This window comes from Streptomyces sp. NPDC101219 (genome assembly GCF_044767675.1).
In the GTDB taxonomy this organism is placed as follows: Bacteria; Actinomycetota; Actinomycetes; order Streptomycetales; family Streptomycetaceae; genus Streptomyces.
This window is the reverse complement of the sequence record NZ_JBIWOK010000009.1, coordinates 185,010-204,370: the sequence shown is the minus strand read 5'-3', so window position 1 is coordinate 204,370 and position 19,361 is coordinate 185,010. Positions and strand designations below refer to the sequence as shown.

Genomic DNA, 19,361 nt, shown 5'->3' with positions numbered 1-19,361 from the left:
CGACCTGCTCCACCCACCCTCGGCCGCCCCCTCCGGGGTACCCGCCGCAACCGCACCCCGGTGCACGCTCCCGCAACCGCCCCCGCGTCCCGACGCCCTCTTGCGGGGGCGCGGGACAATGGGCGGTGGCCCGCTTGTCCAGGGGTGTCCCCGCTCGCGGGGAGGAACGACCGCGACGACGTACGAGAAGGAGACGCACATGGCGGAGCCCACGCCGCGTCAGGACCCACCGCGGCTACGCCCCGCGCCCCTGCTGTTCGAGCCCGCGGCGGCGGCCGCCGATCCCGAGCACTTCTTCGACCTGGAGTCGATCGATGATCCGCGGGCGCTGCTGGAGCGTGCGACGGAGCTGACGCTCGCCTTCCGTGCCGCGACGGACCGGGCCGTGGAGTTCCAGGCGCTGGCGGCGGCGCAGCTGGCCGATCCCCGGCGTTTCGACCGGCTGACGACGGCCGACATCGCGGAGCGCGCCCAGTGGACCGAGGACTACGCGAAGAAGATGGTCGAGTTCGGGCGGGATCTGCTGCGTGCCGGTGAGGGTCCGGGGTCCATCGACAGCCTGTGAGGCGCGCGCGAGGCCGCACCCGAAGGGGCCCCGCATCCGGGTCGAACTGACGTGGCATATGCCACGTGGGCAAGATACCCCGTCGGCAGGCGCCCTGTCCCCGATTCCGGCAACTCTGGAGAACCGTTCCCTCACAGCGGGTAGACCTGGTCCTCATGAGCAGGACACGCAAGGTCTCCGACGTCAGCGGCCTCACCCCGGACGGTGCCGCCTGGCTCGCCTCGGCGGGCACGTATCCGCGCAGCACCCTCGCCCTGTGGGAGGAGCGCCCGGACGCCCCCTTTGTCCTGCCCTGCGGTGCCGTCTTCGACGTGGTGAGCGCGCCCGCCCTGTTCGGCCGCCGCATGCTGGACCGGATGTGGGACGAGGGGCCGGGCTCGGGGCCGGTGGCGCAGTACCGGGGCCGGATCCAGCTCTTCGCCGCCCCGGGCACCGCCCAGCGCCTGCCCGTGCTGCTGGAGTGGGAGGAATGGGGCACCTCCGAGATTCACGGCGCGCCCGAGAGCGCGGCCGACGGGGGACTTCGGCAGGCCGGCCGGGCCGGTGCCGTGCCGCCGCTGCTGTGCCACGGGACGGGCGACGCGGTGACCGTGCCGCCCGCCGCGGGAGCCGGGCCGCAGGGCGGTCACGGAGGGCGCTGGCTGGTGGCTCCCGACACGCGTCATCCCTGGCTGCCGGGGCCGGAGGTCCTGCTGTGGGCGGCCGTCCGGGCGGCCCGCGCGGCGGTGCGGATATCGATTTTTCCTCCCGCCGATCAGGATGCTAATGTCTACGACGTCAGCAGGCGCCGCTAGCTCAGTTGGTTAGAGCAGCTGACTCTTAATCAGCGGGTCCGGGGTTCGAGTCCCTGGCGGCGCACGACATGGAGAGGCCCTCTGCGTGAAGCAGAGGGCCTCTCCATTTGTCCGTCGGGGCAGTCAGGGCAAAGCGTGGCCCCGGCCCTCAGGCCGTCCCCGCGGTCCCGGTCCCGCCCACGGTGATGCGCACCGTCCACGCCCCCGACGCGGTCCGCCCCTCCACCTCCACCCGGACGTTCTCCCCCGGCACCGTGAAGCTCTCGCCGGCGGTGACCGGCGCGTCCGCGAGCGGCGGGTACACCGAGTCCTCGCCGCACGCCTCGGTGTGCGGGTGGGCGTCGATCACCTCGATGGGGCCGCCGCCGGAGCGGGTGCCGCTGCGCACCCGGTAGACGAGCACCCCGTCACGGCAGGCCTCGGCGTCGTTGCCGATCCGGCCGCGGGCCTCGAAGGCGAGGACGCTGTCGGGGCCGGTGCGCACGACCGCCAGCTTGGTGCCCCGGCCCAGGCCGAAGGACGGGGCGCCGGCCGTCCCCGTCACCTGCACGTCCGGGCCCGCGCCCAGCGGCTCCAGGGTCAGCCGCACCGGGTCCGTGCCCCGCACGCACCGCACCTGCCGGGGCTCCAGCCAGCCCAGCTTCCACTTGTGCCAGCCGAACAGGTCCGGGGCGAGCGCGAACTGGCTGCCCATCAGGTCCCAGTCGCCCACATGGGTGTCCCAGTCGCCCTTGCCGTCGACGGGACGGTTGTAGAGGTCGGGCAGGTCGAAGACGTGGCCGGTCTCGTGGGCGAGGACCAGCCGGTCCGGGGGATGGTTCTCGAACACGGTGACGACACGGCGGATGTCGGTGCCGTCGGCGCGCAGCGGGGTGTCCAGGTTGACGACCTTCGTGGCGTCGGAGTCCACGCCGGGCGCGTCCGGGTCGGCGACGAAGTACACGATGTCGTACTGCGAGAAGTCGACCACGGGGTCGGCGGCGGCGAGCGCGTCGCGCAGGTAGGCGGCCCGGTGGGCGAGGCTCCAGTCGCGCTGTATGGCATACGCGGTGGACGGGTTCGGCATCCGGATCCAGTGCTGCAGGGCGTGCGGGCGGAGGGTGAACCTGCCGTAGGAGGCCCGGTCGAAGAAGTCGGTGGTGGCCGGGAAGTGGTCCGCGGTGAGGTCGGCGGGCGTGGTCAGGGGGTGCGCGTCCGGGAAGGACAGGAACACCATGACCGCGTCCAGCCGGCGGGTGGGGCGGGGATAGGCGGCGTTCCAGGTGTCCAGGCCCTCGGAGTGGTGGGCGTCGGTGCGGGTCAGCGCGCAGGGGGCCGGGGAGAAGGGTTCGGCCACCGAGGGGGCGGAGACCATGGAGGTCGCCGCGAGCGCCGACAGGGTGGTGCACACCGCGGTGGTGCTGCGCAGTCGGGGGCGTACCCCCGATCGGCCCAATTCCCGCAGAGCCTCACGACCGAGTCCTCGCAGCGGGAGCCGACGCGGCACGGGGACCTCCGGGAGACGGTTCACGGGACACCGCACCCAGACTGTGGTGGTTTGTCGCACTACGCCCTGTTCGGCTGCACCGGACGGGTGAGCGAGCGCCCCTTTTCGCGCCCGAGCGACACCCCCGGAGCATTCACGGAACGTCACAACCGGTCGAGGGGACCCAGAACCCCGCCACCTGCGAGCAGAAACGATCTGGCAGAGAAGCGGACCATGCCCGAGACTGAACACCGGCTGGAAGGGTCTGGCGCCGAGCTCTATGATCGGCACACTTTCCTGAGACTTCCTGAGAGTTTCCTGCACGAACGGCAATCGAGTGCATGGCGGGAGCGAGCGGTGAGCGGAACCTCCGAAGGACCGGCGTCCGCAGTGGATCTGGACCGACCGATCGTCACGGAGAGTGAGATCGTGGCGTCCACCCGTACCGACCCCTCCCCGGCACCCGCGCCCTCCGTCCAGCCGGCATCCCCGGCGCCCGCGCCCTCCCTCCCGCCGGCGTCCCCGGCCCCTGGGACGGGCCCGACCGCTCCCGCCGCCCCGTCCTACCGCTCCGTCTTCACGGCCGCGCCGCTGGCGATGGCGGTGGTGGACCGCGAGGGCATGGTGGTCGGCGTCAACGCGACCCTCGCCGGCCTGCTGGACAGCACCCCGGAGGCGCTGGCCGGCACGGTCGCCGCCGACCTCGTCGACCTCTCTTCCGACGCCCGCACCTGGCACGCCTACCTGGAGGTGCTGCGCGGCCGCCGCCCGGAACTCGACTGCGTCCGCCGCCTCAAGCACCCGTCGGCCGGAGCCCTGTGGGTGCAGGTCACCGTCACCCAGCTGCCCCCGGGCGAGGACGGGGACGACGGCGTGCTGCTGGCCGTCGCCGACATCAGCGCCCGCCGCGAACTCCAGGACCGGCTGCGTCACCTGGAGATGCACGACCCCGTGACCCGGCTGCCCAACCGCACCCTGTTCTTCGAACGGCTCACGGCCGCGCTGGAGGAGGACTCCTACGAGCGCGGCGGCAGCGGCCGGATCGGGCTGTGCTACCTGGACCTGGACGGCTTCAAGGCCATCAACGACACCCTCGGCCACCGCATCGGCGACCGGCTGCTGACCGCCGTCGCCGAACGCCTCACGCGCTGCGCGGAGGAAGCGGGCCGAACGCGGACCGCCACCCCGCTGGTGGCGCGGCTCGGCGGCGACGAGTTCGCCGTCCTGGTCGAGGACTCCACCGGCACCGAACAGCTCGCCGAGCTCGCCGAGTCGGTCCTCGCCGCCGTCCAGGAACCCTTCGACCTGGGCGGGCGGCAGCTGTCGGTGTCCGCCTCCATCGGCGTGGTCGAGCGGCACGCCGCCGGGACCACGCCCACCGCCCTGATGCAGGCCGCCGACACGACGCTGTACTGGGCGAAGGCCGACGGCAAGTCCCGCTGGACCCTGTTCGACCCGGAACGCAACGCCCACCGCATGACCCGCCAGGCCCTGGCCTCCACCCTCCGCCCGGCCATCGAGCGGGGCGAGTTCGCGCTGGAGTACCAGCCGCTGGTGGGCATGGAGGACGACCGGGTGCACGGCGTGGAGGCCCTGGTCCGCTGGAACCACCCGCAGTTCGGCACGCTCACGCCGAATCGGTTCATCGGCCTGGCCGAGGAGGACGGTTCGATCGTGCCGCTCGGCCGCTGGGTGCTGCGCACGGCGTGCCGGCAGGCCCGTCGCTGGCAGGTCGAGCACCCCGACGACCCGCCCATCTTCGTCAGCGTCAACGTGGCGGTCCGTCAGGTCTGGGACTCCGACCTGGTGGCCGACGTCGCCGAGACCCTCGACGAGACGGGCCTCGCCCCGCACCTGCTGCAGCTGGAGCTGACCGAGTCGGCCGTGATGGGCTCCTCCGGCCGCCCGCTCCAGGCCCTGAAGGCGCTCAGCGACATGGGCGTGCGCATCGCCATCGACGACTTCGGCACCGGCTACTCCAACCTGGCCTACCTGAGCCGGCTGCCGGTGTCGGTGCTCAAGCTGGACGGCTCCTTCGTCCGGGGCTTCCAGTACGAGGAGCGGGCCGCCGCCGCGCCGAACCCGGCGGACGAGGTCATCGTCGAGGCGATGGTGCAGCTCGCCCACCGGCTCGGCCTGACCGTCACCGCCGAGTGCGTGGAGACCTCGGCGCAGGCGACCCGGCTGCGCCGCATCGGGTGCGACACCGGGCAGGGCTGGCTCTACTCCCGCCCGGTGTCCCCGGACCGCATCTCCGCGCTGCTGGCCGAGCCCGGTGTTCAGGCGGGCGTCGCGGGCAACCCGTAGGCGTCGGCGATCAGGGCGTAGGAGCGCAGGCGGATGTCACCGCCGTGCGCGTTGGCGGTGATCATCAGTTCGTCGGCGCCGGTGCGCTTGTGCAGCTCGTCCAGGCCCGCGCGGACCTCGTCCGGGGTGCCGAAGACGACGTTGGCGTTCCAGGAGTCGACGAAGTCCCGCTCCGTCGGGCTAAAGGGGTACGCCTCCGCCTCCTCCGGGGTGGGCACCAGTCCGGGGCGGCCGGTGCGCAGCCGCACCATGTTCAGCGCGGCGGCCAGCACCTGCCGGCGGGCCTCCTTCTCGTCCTCGGTCGCGAGCGCGGACACGCCGATGAGAGCGTAGGGCGCGTCGAGCACCTCGCTGGGGCGGAACGACTCGCGGTAGAGGTCCAGCGCCGGGATGGTGTTCCGCGCCGAGAAGTGGTGCGCGAAGGCGAAGGGCAGGCCCAGCATGCCGGCCAGCTGGGCGCTGAAGCCGGAGGAGCCGAGCAGCCAGACGGGCGGCCGGTGCGGGGACTGCACCCCGCCGGGCGAGGTGGCCTGCACCGGGCCGGGCACCGCGTGGATGCGCCGGTAGGGGTGGCCGTCGGGGAAGTCGTCGTCGAGGAACCGGGTGAGTTCGGCGAGCTGCTGCGGGAAGTCGTCGGCGCCCTCGTTCAGCCGGTCGGTGCGGCGCAGGGCGGCGGCCGTGGCCCCGTCCGTGCCGGGGGCGCGGCCGAGCCCGAGGTCGATCCGCCCCGGCGCCAGCGCCTCCAGCGTGCCGAACTGCTCGGCGATGACGAGCGGGGCGTGGTTGGGCAGCATCACGCCGCCCGAGCCGAGCCGGATGCGGCTGGTGTGGGCGGCGAGGTGGGCCAGGATCACGGCGGGCGACGAGGAGGCCACGCCGGGCATGGAGTGGTGCTCGGCGACCCAGTGGCGGTGGAAGCCGCGGGACTCCGCCAGCCGGGCCAGCTCGACACTGGTGCGCAGGGCGTCGGTGGCGGTGCTCCCGGCGCCGACGGTGACCAGGTCCAGGACGGAAAGGGGGACGGGGGCGCTCCCCAGCGCCGTGCCGCGGATCTCGTCGGCTGCGGTGTCGTCTGCGGCCACGGTGGGGTGCCTCCTGTGTCTCGGCAGGTCTGTCGTCCCGGTCGGGTCGGTCTGTCGTCCGGGTCGGTCTGTCGTCCCGGTCGGGTCGGTCTGTCGTCCGGGTCGGTCTGCGCGGCGCGGCGGCCGGAGTCGTCCCGGTCGGGTCGGTCTGTCGTGCGGGTCGGTCTGTCGTGCGGGGCGGTCCGCGCGGCGGCACGCCGCGGACGTGCGCGGCCCGCGCGCCGCCCTGCCGGTACGGAACAGGGGACAGTCCCCGGTTATTCCCGGGGGCCGGGCGTAGCGGGAGCATTCCGGGGGCGGCTGCGTCAGGGGCAGCAGCACCGGGTGGCTTCCGGGGCAGCCCCCGGTACGGCCACGGCGAACCCCCAGTGCACCGGTCCCCGGATTCCGCGCTTGACCTGAACCGAGCTTGAGGTGCGAGCGTCGGCAGCGGTCCCGTATCCGGTCCGGCCCGGGCGCCCCCGGCACCGGCCCCTGCTCACGGAGGTTTCCCATGACGACGACCGTCTATCGCGTCGACAAGTTCGCGGTGCCCGACACCGCCCGGGAGGAGTTCTGGCGGCACGTGCGCCGCACGCACGCCCTGCTCCGGGAGCAGCCCGGCTTCCTCGACGACGTCCTGCTGGAGCAGCAGTCGGGCCCCGGCCGGTTCAACGTCGTCACCCTGGTCCGGTGGCGTTCCGCCGACGACCTCGCGGCGGCCCGGCCGGTGGTCGAGCGGGCGCACCGGGCCGCGTCGTTCCGCCCGGCCGAGTTCTTCGCGCGGGCCGGCATCGAGGCGGACGTCGCGAACTACACCGAGGCGGGCGTGCCGGCCCCGGCCGGTACGGCCGGTGCGCCGGGCTCCTGACGACGGGCGCGCCCGCGGGAGCGCACGGGCCCTACGCCTGGACGATCGGCTCCCGGGTGAACAGCGCACCGAGGGCGGGGGCGTTGACCCGGCGGTCGGCCAGGCGCAGGCCCTCCCAGACGGTGACCTGGTTGGCGGTGAGGACCGGCTTGCCCAGGTCCTTCTCCAGGTCGGGGATGTGGGCGGCGGTGTGCAGGGCGGTGTCCGGGAGGAGCAGCAGCTCCGCGTCGGGGTGGTCGGCCGCGCGGGCCAGGGCGAACAGCTCCGCCTCGCCCCAGGTGCCGACCTCCGCCGCGGTGATGATGCCGGAGCTGCGCACGCCGGTGACCTCGATGCCGCCGGTCCGCAGGAAGCCGGAGAACAGCGCGGCCACGTCGTCCGGGTAGGTCGCGCCGACCGCCACCCGGCTCGCGCCCATCTCCCGCACCGCGTGCACGAAGGCGAAGGAGGTGGAGGAGGCGGGCATGCCCGCCGCCATGGCCAGGGACCGCACCTGCTGCTGGGCACCGTCCCAGCCGTGCACGAAGCTGCCGCTGGTGCAGGCCCACACCACCGCGTCGGCGCCGGTGAGCCGCAGCTGCTCCACCCCGGCCGCGAGCCGTTCCGGGGAGCCCATCTCGCGCAGCGCGTCGACCCGGTGCGCGTCCTCACCGATGTCGGTGTGCACCAGGTCCACCCGTACGTCGCTGCCCAGCAGCTGCTCGATGCGCGGATAGTCGTCCTCGGCGGAGTGTCCCGGGTAGAGGAATCCCAGTGCGGTCATGTCCAGCCTTCCTGCTGTTTCTCTTCCGGCACGTCCGGCAGTACGGAGCCGGACGCCTGGTCCGGCAGTACGGGCCCGGAGCGCGCCGACATGTCGATCAGCGCCTGATACGGTCCCACCGCTCGGGTACCCAATCGGCGCAACGCCGCCCACATGGTCACCTGGTTGGCCGAGATGACCGGGATGCGCAGTTCGGCCTCCAGCTGCGGGATGACGTCGTAGGTCGGGAGGTTGGTGCAGGACAGGAACAGCGCGTCGGCCGGGCCGAGGGGGCCGCGCACCGCTGCCTGCCGGGCCATGTCGACCACCTCGCGGTAGGTGACCTTCCAGATGTGCCGGGTCAGGCCCATGAAGGCGCAGCCGGTGACCGTGACGCCCGCCTGGGCGACGTAGCCCTCCAGCGCCCGGGTCACCGAGACGGTGTAGGGCGTCACCAGCGCCACCCGGCGCACGTCCAGTTCCACCAGGGCCTCCAGCAGCGCGCCCGAGGTGGTGATCGCCGGGACCCGGCCCGTCCGGCTCATGGCCTCGCACATCGCGCGTTCGCCCATGGTCCCGCCGACGAAGCTGCCCGAGGTGCAGGCGTAGGCGACGACCTCGGGGGTGACGGCGGTGAGGGTGCGCACCGCGTTGCCGAGGGTCTCGTGCTCGCTGATCAGGCGGGCGAGGTCGAGACTGACCTCGACCGGCACGTAGGGCGTGCGGGTCAGGTGCAGGGACACGTCGTCGGGGACCCAGCGCCACAGTTCCCGGTCCAGGGCGAAGTCGAAGGGGGCCACGACACCGACCCCGCGCTGCGGACCCGGTCCACCGAGAAGGGAGACGTCCATGTCAGCACCGGCCTCACGCTGGGGGACGAGCCCACGACGGACCGGCGGGTGGCCCGTGAGGAGCACGCAAGGAGCACACAACGGATCGTCGGAACGCCCGTGTTGACGACGGTAGGTTCGGGTGCGAGCGTGGTCAATCCGCGCATCTGAGACTTTCGGCCACGGCGCAGAAACGGCGGCTATGACCACCCCCCGCACCTCTTCCGTCCCTGCCACCCCCGCCGTCCCCACGGTCCTCGTGCTGGACGCGGATCCCCCGCCCCGCCTGGGCCGGCTGACCGGCCGGGCCCGGATCGAGCACGCGGACGCCTCGACGCTCGCGGAGCGGCTGCCGCACGCGGACGTGCTGCTGGTGTGGGACTTCACCTCGCACGCGGTGCGCGCCGCCTGGCCGGGAGAGGGCCCCCGGCCGCGCTGGGTGCACACCGCGAGCGCGGGCGTGGACCATCTCCTCGGGCCGGAACTGGCCGGCTCCCCGACGGTCGTCACCAACGCCCGGGGCATCTTCGACGGGCCGATCGCCGAGTACGTCGCGGCGCTGGTGCTGGCGCTGGCGAAGGACCTGCCGCGGACGCTCGCCCTCCAGCGGGAGCGGACCTGGCGGCACCGGGAGACCCGCAGGGTCGCCGGGACCCGGGCGTGCGTGGTCGGTTCCGGGCCGATCGGCCGGGCGATCGCGGACCTGCTGCGCGCGCTCGGGGTGACGACGGCCCTGGTCGGGCGGACCGCGCGGGCCGGGGTGTACGGCCCGGGCGAGCTGGACCGGCTGCTGTCGCGGGCGGACTGGGTGGTCGCCGCGGCGCCGCTGACCGACGACACCCGCGGCATGTTCGACGCGCGCCGCTTCGGGGTGATGCAGCCCTCCGCGCACTTCGTCAACATCGGCCGCGGGCAGCTCGTCGTCGAGGACGACCTGGCCGAGGCGCTGCGGCGGCGCTGGATCGCGGGCGCGGCCCTGGATGTCTTCGAGTCGGAGCCGCTGTCCCCCGACAGCCCGCTGTGGGAGGTGCCGGGTCTGGTGGTGTCCCCCCACATGAGTGGTGACACCGTCGGCTGGCGGGACGAACTCGCCGCCCAGTTCGTGGAGTTCTTCGAACTGTGGGCAGCAGGCGAGCCGCTGCCGAACGTGGTCGACAAACACCGTGGGTATGTACCCGGACACTGACGTCCCCGGGAGGGTGGATGACCGAGTTCACCGAGCTGACCGACCTGACCGCCGTACAACTCCTCGACGGCTACCGCGGGGGTGAGTTCGGCCCGGTGGCGGCGACGCGGGCGGCGCTCGCGCGGGCCGAGGAGATCCAGCCGGAGGTGAACGCCTTCGTGCGGCTGACGGACGGGGAGGCCCTGGAGCAGGCCGCCGCGTCCGAGGAGCGGTGGCGGCGCGGCGAGCCGCGCGGGCTGCTGGACGGGGTGCCGGTGACCGTGAAGGACATCCTGCTGCTGCGGGGCGCGCCGACGCTGAAGGGCTCGCTGACGGTCGACCCGGCGGGCCGCTGGGACGAGGACGCGCCGTCGGTGGCGCGACTGCGGGAGCACGGCGCGGTGTTCCTGGGCAAGACGACGACGCCGGAGTTCGGCTGGAAGGGCGTGACGGACTCCCCGCTCAGCGGCGTCACCCGCAACCCGCACGACCCGGCGCGCACCGCGGGCGGGTCGAGCGGGGGTGCGGCGGCGGCCGTGGCCCTGGGCGCGGGGCCGCTGGCGCTGGGCACGGACGGCGGCGGCAGTGTGCGCATCCCGGCGTCGTTCTGCGGCATCTTCGGACTGAAGCCGACGTACGGGCGGGTGCCGCTGTATCCGGCGAGCGCGTTCGGCACGCTGGCCCACGTCGGCCCGATGACCCGGGACGCGGCGGACGCGGCGCTGCTGATGGACGTGATCGGCGGGGCGGACTCGCGCGACTGGTCGGCGCTGCCGCCGTCGGCCGGTTCCTTCTCGGCGGGGCTCACGGGCGGGGTGCGGGGACTGCGGGTGGCGTACTCGCCGACGCTGGGCGGGCAGGTGGCGGTGCGGCCGGAGGTGGCGGCTGCGGTGCGGCGGGCGGTGGAGCGGCTGGCCGGTCTCGGGGCGTACGTGGAGGAGACGGATCCGGATTTCGTGGACCCGGTGGAGGCGTTCCACGCGCTGTGGTTCGCCGGGGCGGCCCGGGTGACGCAGCACCTGGGCCCGGGGCAGCGGGCCCGGCTGGATCCGGGGCTGCGGGAGATCTGCGCGAGCGGTGCGCGGCTGTCGGCGCTGGACTACCTGGCCGCGGTGGACGTGCGCATGGACCTGGGCCGCCGGATGGGCCGCTTCCACGACACCTACGACCTGCTGGTGACGCCGACGATGCCGGGCACGGCGTTCGAGGCGGGCGCGGAGGTGCCGAAGGGCTCCGGCCTGCGCCGCTGGACGGGCTGGACGCCGTTCACCTATCCGTTCAACATGACGCAGCAGCCCGCGGCGTCCGTGCCGGTGGGCAGGGACGCGGACGGTCTGCCCATCGGCCTGCAGCTGGTGGCCGCCCGCCACCGGGACGCGCTGGTGCTGCGGGCCGCGCACGCGCTGTACGAGGCGGGGGTGGCGGCCGGCCCCGCCGCCGGGGCGGGGGTCACGCCCGGCGGAAGCTGAGCGTCTCCCCCGCCGCCCCGGTGCGCCACAGGTCGTTGCACGCCTCGGCGAGCTCGGCCAGGCCGTCCACCACCCGGCCCCAGACGATGCCCGGCACCCAGCCGACGTCGCCGTTCAGCAGCAGGTTGTTGCGTTCGTAGAACAGGGCCAGGTCGACCACCGTCGTGCCGGGGCGGACCTCGCGGTCGTAGCCGTACGCCTTCGTGCCCAGTTCGGCGCCGGCGAAGGAGAAGTAGCAGAGGTCGCCCGGGATGGGGGTGACGGTCGGGTTCTCCAGGGGCGGCTCGGCGTCCGCGAAGGGCGGGAAGAGGGCGTAGATCTCGTTCCGCGCGTACTTGGCGTGGTAGACGTCGCCGCCCAGGGGCAGCGCGTCCCAGACCGCGGCGCAGGTCACCGGTGCCCGGTCGTCGAGGAGCACGGCCGTGCCGCGCACACCACGCCGTTCGAGTGCGACTTCGACATGGCGTTCTGCCATTCCGCCTCCCTTTGGGTTTCCCGGCATCTACCCGGCCCGCGGGCGGGCCAAGCACGGGACGGCGATTGCACTTTCGGTCACCTCACCAAAGGGCAATAGAAACGGTCGCGCCCTTTCCAGCAGAATTCCCGGTGTCATCCCCCGGAACCACCGAAGGGAATTCCCCCATGTCCAAGCAACGCGCCGCACTCGGATTTCTCGCCGTGGCCCTGAGTGCCGGAGTGGCATTCGGCGCGGCGGCCCCCGCGCAGGCTGCGAGCGTGTCGAAGAGGTGCACCAACGGCCCGGCCAACTGCGTCCTGGGCAAGGTCAACCCGAAGAAGCAGACGATCCGCGTGACCGTGGACAACAGCGGCAACAAGGCGACGCGATACGCCTGGGACATCCGCCACAAGGGCAAGATCATCTGCACGGGTGAAGTCCGCGAGAACTGGAAGAAGAAGACGTTCACCTGCAAGAACATGCCCAAGGGAAATCTCAAACTGACCATGCCGTACCGCCTGAGCACCCACATCAGCATGGCCTGGTGAATTGACCGCGCCGTCACCGGATCCACACCACCCCCCACCCGGGCCGGCCCACCCGGCCCGACCCCCTAGGAGAGACATGCTGCTCAGCACGGCAACCGCGCCCGGCCGCCGGCGTCTCGGCGCGGCCGGCGTCCTCACCGCCGCCGGTCTGGCCGTCAGCTCGCTGGCCCTGGCCCCCGCCCAGGCCGCCGAGGCCGGCCCCTCCGCGCAGGCCGCCGCGTCGTCGGGCGTCTCCGCCCAGGCCGCGAAGGTCGCCGCCAAGAAGGGCAAGATCATCCGGATCAGCGGGAAGCGGCCGGGCTGCCGGGTCCACGCCGTCGTCAGCGTGACGAAGAACACCGCGTCCGGCTACCTGAAGAGCAGCTGCGAGTACGGCACCGACCACGTGCTGATCGGTCTGCTCAGCATCGACAACAAGAAGCTGAAGACCGTGACGAAGCGTCAGCGCGGCGGGAAGAAGTCGACCACGAAGACGGTCAAGCTGTCCAACCCGAAGGGCACGCAGAAGATCTGCATGATCGGCAGCTGGAACTTCCCGCTGACCGAGCACCCGGCGTACCGCAGCGAGGCGCGGGCCTGCGTCAAGTACTGACCGACCGGTGCCCGGCGTCCGGTGGGCGCCGGGCATCACCCGAGAAGGGCCGAAACCGGCGGGCATACTTGGCCGGACCCTGGGTAGCGGCGCGCCCATGGTTCGAGAACAGGTAGTGGACAACGGCCCACGTCCCAGAGGCCGCCCCGGCATCTCCCGCCGCCTCCTGCTCACGGGTTCGGCCGCGCTGGCTGCCACGGGGGCGGTCGGCGCGACGAGCGGATGCAGCCGCGTGGCGACGGCGGACACCGGGGACGGCGGTCAGTTGTTGCAGCAGTTGCGCGCCAAGGGCACCGTGCGCCTCGGCATCGCGGGTGAGCAGCCCTACGGCTACATAGGCAGGGACGGCAAGGTCACCGGATCCGCGCCGGCCATCGCCACCAAGATCTTCCAGCGTCTCGGCGTGGAACGCGTCGAGCCCTTCCCGACCGAGTTCGGCTCGCTGATCTTCGGTCTCAACTCCCTCCAGTTCGACGTGGTCGCCGCCGGGATGTACATCAACCCCGAGCGGTGCGGGCAGGTGCTGTTCGCCGACCCCGAGTACCAGATGAAGGACGCCTTCATCGTCCGCAAGGGCAACCCGATGAAGCTGCGCACCTACGAGGACATCGCCCGCACCGGCGCCCGCATGGCCACCGGCATCGGCTACGCGGAGATCGACTACGCGAAGGAGGCGGGGGTCGAGAAGATATCGACCCTGCCCGACCAGCTGGCCGGTCTCCTCGCCGTCGAGCAGGGCCGCGTGGACGTCTTCGCCGGCACCGCGGTGACCGTGCGCAACGTGGTCGAGCAGAGCCGCAGCAGCAAGGTCGAGGCGACGGCGGAGGTCACGCCCTACGTGGACGGCGAGCCCGTCGTCGACGTCGGCGGCTTCGCGTTCCGCAGGCCGGAACGCAACCTGCGGGACGCCTTCAACCGCGAGCTGCACAAGATGAAGCGCAGCGGCGAGCTGCTCGACATCATGCGTCCCTTCGGGTTCTCCGAGGACCAGATGACGACGCTCACGGCCGAGGAGAAGTGCCGCCCATGAGTGAGATCACCTCCGGTCTGTGGGAACTCCTCCTCAAGGGCGTGTGGATCACCGTCCAGCTGACCGTGTTCAGTGCCGCGCTCGGCGCGGCGGTCGCCTTCGTCGTGGGGCTCGCCCGGACGCACGACCTGTGGATCGTCCGCTTCCTGTCGGGCCTGTACTTCGAGATCTTCCGGGGCACGTCGGCCCTGGTCCTGATGATCTGGGTGTTCTTCGTCGTGCCGATCGCCCTCGGGTGGCAGCTCGTCCCGATGTGGGCGGCCGTCCTGACCCTGGGCTGCACCTACGGGGCCTACGGCTCCGAGATCGTGCGCGGCGCGGTGGCCGCGGTGCCCCCGGCCCAGATGGAGGCCGGCGTGGCCCTCGGGTTCACCCGGGGCCAGCGGCTGCGCAAGGTCGTGCTGCCGCAGGCCTGGCCCGAGATGGTGCCGCCGTTCAACAACCTGCTCATCGAGCTGCTGAAGGGCACCGCCCTGGTGTCCGTCCTGGGCGTCGGCGACATCACCTTCGCCGCCCAGCTGGTGCGCAACGCCACCGGGCAGAGCGCCCCGGTCTACACCGTCATCCTGGTCATGTACTTCGTGCTCGCCTTCCTGCTCACCCGGGTCATGCGTGTGGTCGAGCGCCGGGCGAAGGCGGGGGTCGGCCGGACCGCTCCGCCGCGCACGTCCCTGATCCGTAACCGGGCCACCGGTCCGGGCAAGGACCTCGTCGCCGACCCGTCGGCCACCGGAGGTGCCGCGTGAACTGGAGCTGGAGCACGCTGGAGGACTTCCTCCCGGCCTTCTGGGACGGTGTCCTCGTCACCCTTCAGGCCCTGGTCCTGGGGTCGCTGATCGCCTTCGCCCTCGGCCTGGTCTGGGCGCTGGCCCAGCGGTCGCCGCTGAAGATCGTGAGCTGGCCGGTCACCGCGGTCACGGAGTTCATCCGCAACACCCCGCTGCTCGTGCAGCTGTTCTTCATCTTCTACGTGCTGCCCGAGTGGGGTCTGACGCTGTCCGCGCTGACCACCGGCATCGTCGGTCTCGGACTGCACTACTCGACGTACACGGCCGAGGTGTACCGGGCCGGCATCGACGGGGTGCCGGCCGGGCAGTGGGAGGCCGCGACGGCCCTCAGCCTGCCGCGCTCGCGCACCTGGACCACGGTGATCCTGCCCCAGGCGCTGCGCCGCGTGGTGCCCGCGCTGGGCAACTACGTGATCGCGATGCTGAAGGACTCGCCGATGCTGATGGTCATCGGTGTGCTCGAAATGCTGGGCGAGGCCCGTCAGTTCGGGTCGCAGACGTTCCAGATGAACGAGCCCATCGTCCTCGTCGGCATCGCGTTCATCCTCATCGCCTACCCCGCCTCTCTTCTCCTGCGAGCCCTGGAGCGCCGCCTTGTCCGCTGAAACCGCGCCCACACCCGAGAAGCCCGTGTCCACCGACAAGGGCCGGGAACTGATCCGCCTCGAGAAGGTCACCAAGCGCTTCGGTGACAACACCGTGCTCGACCGGCTCGACTTCTCCGTCGACGCCGGCAAGCACGTGACCCTGATCGGCCCGTCGGGCTCCGGCAAGACGACCATCCTGCGTCTGCTGATGACCCTGGTGAAGCCGGACGAGGGCACCGTCACGGTCGACGGGGAGCAGCTGTTCCCGGCGCCGGAGAAGCAGGTCCGGGAGGTCCGCAAGAAGATCGGGATGGTCTTCCAGCAGTTCAACCTCTTCCCGAACATGAAGGTGCTGCGCAACATCACCGAGGCGCCGGTCACCGTCCTCGGCCTGTCCAAGGACGAGGCGGAGGCCCGGGCCCGGGAACTGCTGGAGCTGGTGGGGCTGTCCGACAAGTGCGACGCGTACCCGACGCACCTGTCCGGCGGCCAGCAGCAGCGGGTGGCGATCGCGCGGGCGCTCGCCATGCGGCCCCAGGTGCTGCTGCTGGACGAGGTGACCTCGGCGCTCGACCCGGAACTCGTCGCGGGGGTGCTGGACGTGCTGCGGGACATCGCCCGCAGCACCGACATCACCATGCTGTGCGTGACCCACGAGATGACGTTCGCCCGGGACATCTCCGACCAGGTGCTGATGTTCGACTCGGGCCGGGTCATCGAATCCGGGTCGCCGGAGAAGCTGTTCGGGGACCCCGACCACGAGCGCACCCGTGAGTTCCTGAGCACCATCCTGTAAGGCGGCCGGCAGCGGTCCGTCCCTGGCGGCCGGGCGGGGGTGCGCGGGAAAACCGCGCACCTCCGCCCGGCCGCCGGAGTCATATGCCATCGCCATAATTACCTGGTCATGACGCCCCGGCCCCCGCCGGACCGGCCCGGGAATCCGGGCAACAGCCGGGCGGGGAGCGCGCGTTCGCGGCTATCGTGGACGGGACTGCCGACCGGATCGCGGCCCACCAGCGAGCGCAGGGGGAAACCGTGGCGCTGAAGCACGAGCCGACCGCGCCGTACCACTCGGCCCAGGACGCCCTGCGCGTGCTGGAGACGGTGGCACGGCACACCACCGGAGTGACCGACCACGACCTGGCCCGCGAGAGCGGCCTGCACGGGGAGCGGCTGACCACCCTCCTGCGGATGCTGCGCCGCGAGGCCTACGTCGAGCAGATCGCCGACGGCGCCTACGTCACCGGCGAGTCCTTCGCCCGCCTCGGCGCCACCGAGGGCCACGACGCCGCGGTACGGGCGACGCTGCAGCGCACCCTGGACCGGCTGCGTGACCGCGTCGGCGCCGCCGTCTACATGAGCCGGTACATCGACGGCGAGGTCAGGGTCACCCAGTACGCCGACAGCCCGGCCACCCCGAAGGTCAACGAGTGGGTGGACTTCCGCAGCTCCGCGCACGCCACGGCGGTCGGCAAGAGCCTGCTCACCCAGCTGGACCACAGCGGGCGGCGGGATCACCTCGCCCGGCACCGGATGGCGCGGCTGACCTCGCGCACCATCACCAGCGACCGGCTGCTGCTGTCCCAGCTGGCGACGCAGCCGCCCACCGTGCCGGTGCTGGACCTCCAGGAGTACGCGGTCGGCACCGTGTGCGCGGCCGTCCCGATCACGGCCGGTTCCGCCGTGGGCTGCCTGGCCCTGTCGCTGCCGGTCGAGCACGCCCACCGGCTGCGCCGGGCCGCCGAGACGCTCAACCGCAGCGCGGCCCCGGTGCTGCTGTCGCTGACGATCTAGATCCGGATCACCGCGGGCGGCGCCGCCGGTCGTGGTCGGGAGCACCCTCCGGGACCAGGTAGTATTTTCGCGTCGCCGGCCGCGGGAAGCGGACGGCGGGAGTCATGCGCCGCTAGCTCAGTTGGTTAGAGCAGCTGACTCTTAATCAGCGGGTCCGGGGTTCGAGTCCCTGGCGGCGCACGGTGAAGGGCCTCTCGTGGGAGCGAGAGGCCCTTCGGTGTTCTGCGGCCCGGGCAGGTCGGCACCAGGGACGGGTCGGTGCCCGGGACGGGTCGGTGCCCCGGGAGGGCCCGGCTCAGAAGGGCCCCGCCCGTGACGTCCGGCTCAGAAGGCTCAGAAGGTGACGTCCGAGCACGCGTAGAACGCGTTGGTCGTGTCGGCGACCGTCCAGACGGCGACGATCACGTGGTGTCCGCTCAGCCCGGACGGCAGCCTTCCGGTGTGCGAGAGGGTCTGCGGGGGCCGCTGCCCGTTGTAGGGCACCGTGAAGAACGGCGTCAGGTTGAGGTCGGACCGGGTCAGGGCGTGGTTCTGGTTCCAGCCCGGCCTGGTCACGTAGTACTTGAAGTCGGTCGTGGCGTGCATGGCCGTGAACTGCCACCGGAAGGTGTAGTTCTGGCCGCCGGTGACGCGGGTGGTGGGCCACGCGCCCCCCGAGGGCGTGCGGGGGCTGTCGAGCTGGGCGAACCGGGTGTTGTTGCCCGAACAGATCCGTCCGTCGGCGGGGCCGGAGGCGGGGAAGCCCTTCGGGCCCTCGACGCTCTGCGGCTCCCACTGGATGGCGCCGCAGTTGGTGACCGTGCCGTTCTGGCACAGCTTCTGCCGGCTGACCGGCAGGTCGGTGTAGCCGTGGCCGCTGGCCCCGCCGGAGGAGAACGCGAGTGCTCCGGTCGTGGCCAGTCCCACCGCGGCCGCGTACAGCTTGGTCCGTGTGCGCATGCTGCCGCTCCTGGTGAACGTGGGGGTGTCAGTGAGCCGTGCAGGTGGTGCGAGTAGGTCTAGACCAAGTCTGAGCGTAGGACTGCGACATGAACATGTCCAGACCAGATGCACGACGCGTTCAACCAGTTGCGTGCCGGCCCGACGGCGGCCCCCGGGCGGGATCAGGGCATCGGCTCGCCCCTCCCCGCGCAGAACGCCACCGTGAGGTCCTTCACCAGCGCCTTGCGCTCGTAGTCGTCCAGCTCCACCAGCCCGCGCACGGTCAGCCGGGTCACCGTGTCCTCCACCGAGTCCACGACCGAGCTGAGGACACTCGCCCGGTGCCGGGCGTCCAGGGCGGCGATCCGGCGCCGGTGCATCGCCGCCGCCACCTCCGGCGCGTACTCCACCCGCACCGGCCGCACCGCGAACACCTCGAGCCCGACCGGCGCGGTGTCCGCCGCCACCTGCCGGGTCAACTCCTCGCGCACCGCGTCCATCGCGGCCTGGCCCGCACCCGGCGCCTCCACCGGAAGTCGCAGCAGCGCCGCCTCGACACACTCCCGCAGATAGGTCTCGTGATCCTCCACGCCCAGCGTCGCCCGCGCGGTGTCCCGCACCCGCCACACCACCGTGACCACCACCCGCAGCGCCATCCCGCCCCGGTCCGCGGCCGGCATCGGCTCGCTGCGCCAGTGCCGCAGCCGCACGTCGACCCGACGGCGCAGCAGCAGCGGGTTCACCCACAGCAGCCCCGTCCGGCGGACCGTCCCCCGGTAGCGGCCGAACAGGCCGAGCACCCAGGCCCGTCCGGTCCGCCCGCGGGCCAGCCCGCCGAAGCCGAACAGCGCGAGGGCGCCCGCACCGGCACAGGCCGCCCACTGCGCGGGGCCGATCCCGGCCGCTCCCGGGGCGGGCGGCAGGCCCGGCGCGCCGGCCGCGAGCGGCGGGAGCGCGCCCGTCCACCACGCCGTGGCCACGCAGCCGGCCGCCCCGCACACCCCGGCCAGCACGCCCACGACGCCGGGCAGCACGCGCGCGGGCCGCTCCACCAGGTCGGGGTCGACCCGGGGCGGCGTCCCGGACCGGTCGGGCACCGGGCGCCGCAGCCGGGGCTGCTCCCCCGTGCCCTGCCGGCGCGCCACGACGGCGGGCCGCAGCGGCACCGGGGCCGGGTCGGGGTCGTCCCGGAACAGCAGGTGGACGGGGATCTCGGTGGTGGACTCGGTGTGGATGAGCCGGGACGGCCGGGTGACCGGCCCGCCCTCGGCGGGCTGCTCGGACTCCGGGGTGTGGGGCGTGGTCGTGGTCATGCGTGCCTCCAGCCTCCGCGCCAGATGCGTCACATCGGGGAAGGGTCGTCCGGGCCCGGCCG

General features: G+C 72.8%; 20 protein-coding genes and 2 tRNA genes. 15 read left to right on the top strand and 7 right to left on the bottom strand.

Annotated features, from left to right (window positions below; all coding sequences use genetic code 11):
• Positions 1-199 precede the first annotated feature (199 nt).
• The 3 genes from ACIRPP_RS20075 to ACIRPP_RS20065 all read left to right on the top strand — a co-directional run bounded on the left by ACIRPP_RS20075 (position 200) and on the right by ACIRPP_RS20065 (position 1,423).
• Positions 200-565, top strand: coding sequence for a hypothetical protein (locus ACIRPP_RS20075; RefSeq protein ID WP_403644421.1), 366 nt, complete (start codon positions 200-202; stop codon positions 563-565).
• 155 nt (positions 566-720) lie between these two features.
• Complete coding sequence (locus tag ACIRPP_RS20070) at positions 721-1,359, top strand: bifunctional DNA primase/polymerase (RefSeq protein ID WP_403644419.1); 639 nt, start codon at positions 721-723, stop codon at positions 1,357-1,359.
• A tRNA-Lys gene (locus ACIRPP_RS20065) sits at positions 1,350-1,423 on the top strand. The genes ACIRPP_RS20070 and ACIRPP_RS20065 overlap by 10 nt, the downstream gene beginning before the upstream one ends.
• Positions 1,424-1,507: 84 nt before the next feature.
• On the opposite strand, the gene ACIRPP_RS20060 is transcribed toward ACIRPP_RS20065, so the two are convergent.
• Positions 1,508-2,749 carry a M6 family metalloprotease domain-containing protein gene (locus ACIRPP_RS20060; RefSeq protein WP_403644416.1) on the bottom strand — a complete coding sequence of 414 codons (1,242 nt, stop codon included), beginning with the start codon at positions 2,747-2,749 and terminating at the stop codon, positions 1,508-1,510.
• A gap of 432 nt (positions 2,750-3,181) precedes the next feature.
• On the opposite strand from ACIRPP_RS20060, the gene ACIRPP_RS20055 reads away from it, so the two are divergent.
• Positions 3,182-5,131 (top strand): putative bifunctional diguanylate cyclase/phosphodiesterase, encoded by a 1,950-nt coding sequence (locus tag ACIRPP_RS20055; RefSeq protein ID WP_403644413.1) that lies wholly within the window; start codon positions 3,182-3,184, stop codon positions 5,129-5,131.
• Here ACIRPP_RS20055 and ACIRPP_RS20050 read toward each other — a convergent pair.
• A complete protein-coding gene (locus ACIRPP_RS20050; RefSeq protein WP_403644410.1) occupies positions 5,104-6,213 on the bottom strand; it encodes an LLM class flavin-dependent oxidoreductase in 1,110 nt (369 codons plus the stop codon). The genes ACIRPP_RS20055 and ACIRPP_RS20050 overlap by 28 nt on opposite strands.
• Positions 6,214-6,706: 493 nt before the next feature.
• Here ACIRPP_RS20050 and ACIRPP_RS20045 point away from each other — a divergent pair, with 493 nt between their 5' ends.
• Entirely contained in the window at positions 6,707-7,063 is a 357-nt protein-coding gene (locus ACIRPP_RS20045; RefSeq protein ID WP_403644407.1) for an antibiotic biosynthesis monooxygenase family protein, read from the top strand.
• Positions 7,064-7,094: 31 nt separating this feature from the next.
• On the opposite strand, the gene ACIRPP_RS20040 is transcribed toward ACIRPP_RS20045, so the two are convergent.
• Both ACIRPP_RS20040 and ACIRPP_RS20035 read right to left on the bottom strand, forming a co-directional pair.
• Positions 7,095-7,826 (bottom strand): decarboxylase, encoded by a 732-nt coding sequence (locus ACIRPP_RS20040; RefSeq protein WP_384670057.1) that lies wholly within the window; start codon positions 7,824-7,826, stop codon positions 7,095-7,097.
• Positions 7,823-8,656: an aspartate/glutamate racemase family protein gene (locus ACIRPP_RS20035; RefSeq protein ID WP_164343808.1), complete on the bottom strand. Its 834-nt coding sequence runs from the start codon at positions 8,654-8,656 to the stop codon at positions 7,823-7,825. Before ACIRPP_RS20035 ends, ACIRPP_RS20040 begins: the two co-directional genes overlap by 4 nt.
• 181 nt (positions 8,657-8,837) lie before the next feature.
• On the opposite strand from ACIRPP_RS20035, the gene ACIRPP_RS20030 reads away from it, so the two are divergent.
• Together ACIRPP_RS20030 and ACIRPP_RS20025 are read left to right on the top strand one after the other, a co-directional pair.
• Positions 8,838-9,821 carry a D-2-hydroxyacid dehydrogenase gene (locus tag ACIRPP_RS20030; RefSeq protein WP_403644404.1) on the top strand — a complete coding sequence of 328 codons (984 nt, stop codon included), beginning with the start codon at positions 8,838-8,840 and terminating at the stop codon, positions 9,819-9,821.
• 17 nt (positions 9,822-9,838) lie between these two features.
• The gene (locus tag ACIRPP_RS20025) at positions 9,839-11,269 is read left to right on the top strand and encodes an amidase (RefSeq protein WP_403644401.1); all 1,431 of its coding nucleotides are present in this window, start codon (positions 9,839-9,841) and stop codon (positions 11,267-11,269) included.
• On the opposite strand, the gene ACIRPP_RS20020 is transcribed toward ACIRPP_RS20025, so the two are convergent.
• Positions 11,250-11,744, bottom strand: a complete 495-nt coding sequence (locus tag ACIRPP_RS20020) for a DUF3830 family protein (RefSeq protein WP_192235899.1) — start codon at positions 11,742-11,744, stop codon at positions 11,250-11,252. The two genes, ACIRPP_RS20025 and ACIRPP_RS20020, sit on opposite strands and share 20 nt — an antisense overlap.
• Positions 11,745-11,911: 167 nt before the next feature.
• Between ACIRPP_RS20020 and ACIRPP_RS20015 the strand changes: the two genes are divergently transcribed.
• The 8 genes from ACIRPP_RS20015 (at position 11,912) to ACIRPP_RS19980 (ending at position 17,245) form a co-directional block, all read left to right on the top strand.
• The gene (locus ACIRPP_RS20015) at positions 11,912-12,274 is read left to right on the top strand and encodes a hypothetical protein (protein ID WP_403644397.1); all 363 of its coding nucleotides are present in this window, start codon (positions 11,912-11,914) and stop codon (positions 12,272-12,274) included.
• A gap of 76 nt (positions 12,275-12,350) precedes the next feature.
• Positions 12,351-12,866 carry a hypothetical protein gene (locus ACIRPP_RS20010; protein ID WP_403644395.1) on the top strand — a complete coding sequence of 172 codons (516 nt, stop codon included), beginning with the start codon at positions 12,351-12,353 and terminating at the stop codon, positions 12,864-12,866.
• Positions 12,867-12,963: 97 nt separating this feature from the next.
• The gene (ehuB, locus tag ACIRPP_RS20005; RefSeq protein WP_403644392.1) at positions 12,964-13,896 is read left to right on the top strand and encodes an ectoine/hydroxyectoine ABC transporter substrate-binding protein EhuB; all 933 of its coding nucleotides are present in this window, start codon (positions 12,964-12,966) and stop codon (positions 13,894-13,896) included.
• Positions 13,893-14,642, top strand: coding sequence for an ectoine/hydroxyectoine ABC transporter permease subunit EhuC (gene ehuC / locus ACIRPP_RS20000; RefSeq protein ID WP_403644389.1), 750 nt, complete (start codon positions 13,893-13,895; stop codon positions 14,640-14,642). The genes ehuB and ehuC overlap by 4 nt, the downstream gene beginning before the upstream one ends.
• The gene (gene ehuD, locus ACIRPP_RS19995; protein WP_403644387.1) at positions 14,639-15,289 is read left to right on the top strand and encodes an ectoine/hydroxyectoine ABC transporter permease subunit EhuD; all 651 of its coding nucleotides are present in this window, start codon (positions 14,639-14,641) and stop codon (positions 15,287-15,289) included. The genes ehuC and ehuD overlap by 4 nt, the downstream gene beginning before the upstream one ends.
• Positions 15,279-16,067: an ectoine/hydroxyectoine ABC transporter ATP-binding protein EhuA gene (gene ehuA / locus ACIRPP_RS19990; RefSeq protein WP_164343823.1), complete on the top strand. Its 789-nt coding sequence runs from the start codon at positions 15,279-15,281 to the stop codon at positions 16,065-16,067. The genes ehuD and ehuA overlap by 11 nt, the downstream gene beginning before the upstream one ends.
• A gap of 239 nt (positions 16,068-16,306) precedes the next feature.
• Positions 16,307-17,065 carry an IclR family transcriptional regulator gene (locus tag ACIRPP_RS19985; protein ID WP_403644384.1) on the top strand — a complete coding sequence of 253 codons (759 nt, stop codon included), beginning with the start codon at positions 16,307-16,309 and terminating at the stop codon, positions 17,063-17,065.
• A 106-nt stretch (positions 17,066-17,171) separates the two neighbouring features.
• A tRNA-Lys gene (locus ACIRPP_RS19980) sits at positions 17,172-17,245 on the top strand.
• A gap of 153 nt (positions 17,246-17,398) precedes the next feature.
• On the opposite strand, the gene ACIRPP_RS19975 is transcribed toward ACIRPP_RS19980, so the two are convergent.
• Together ACIRPP_RS19975 and ACIRPP_RS19970 are read right to left on the bottom strand one after the other, a co-directional pair.
• The gene (locus ACIRPP_RS19975) at positions 17,399-18,004 is read right to left on the bottom strand and encodes a lytic polysaccharide monooxygenase (RefSeq protein WP_403644382.1); all 606 of its coding nucleotides are present in this window, start codon (positions 18,002-18,004) and stop codon (positions 17,399-17,401) included.
• 164 nt (positions 18,005-18,168) lie between these two features.
• The gene (locus tag ACIRPP_RS19970; protein ID WP_403644379.1) at positions 18,169-19,299 is read right to left on the bottom strand and encodes an SPFH domain-containing protein; all 1,131 of its coding nucleotides are present in this window, start codon (positions 19,297-19,299) and stop codon (positions 18,169-18,171) included.
• Positions 19,300-19,361 lie beyond the last annotated feature (62 nt).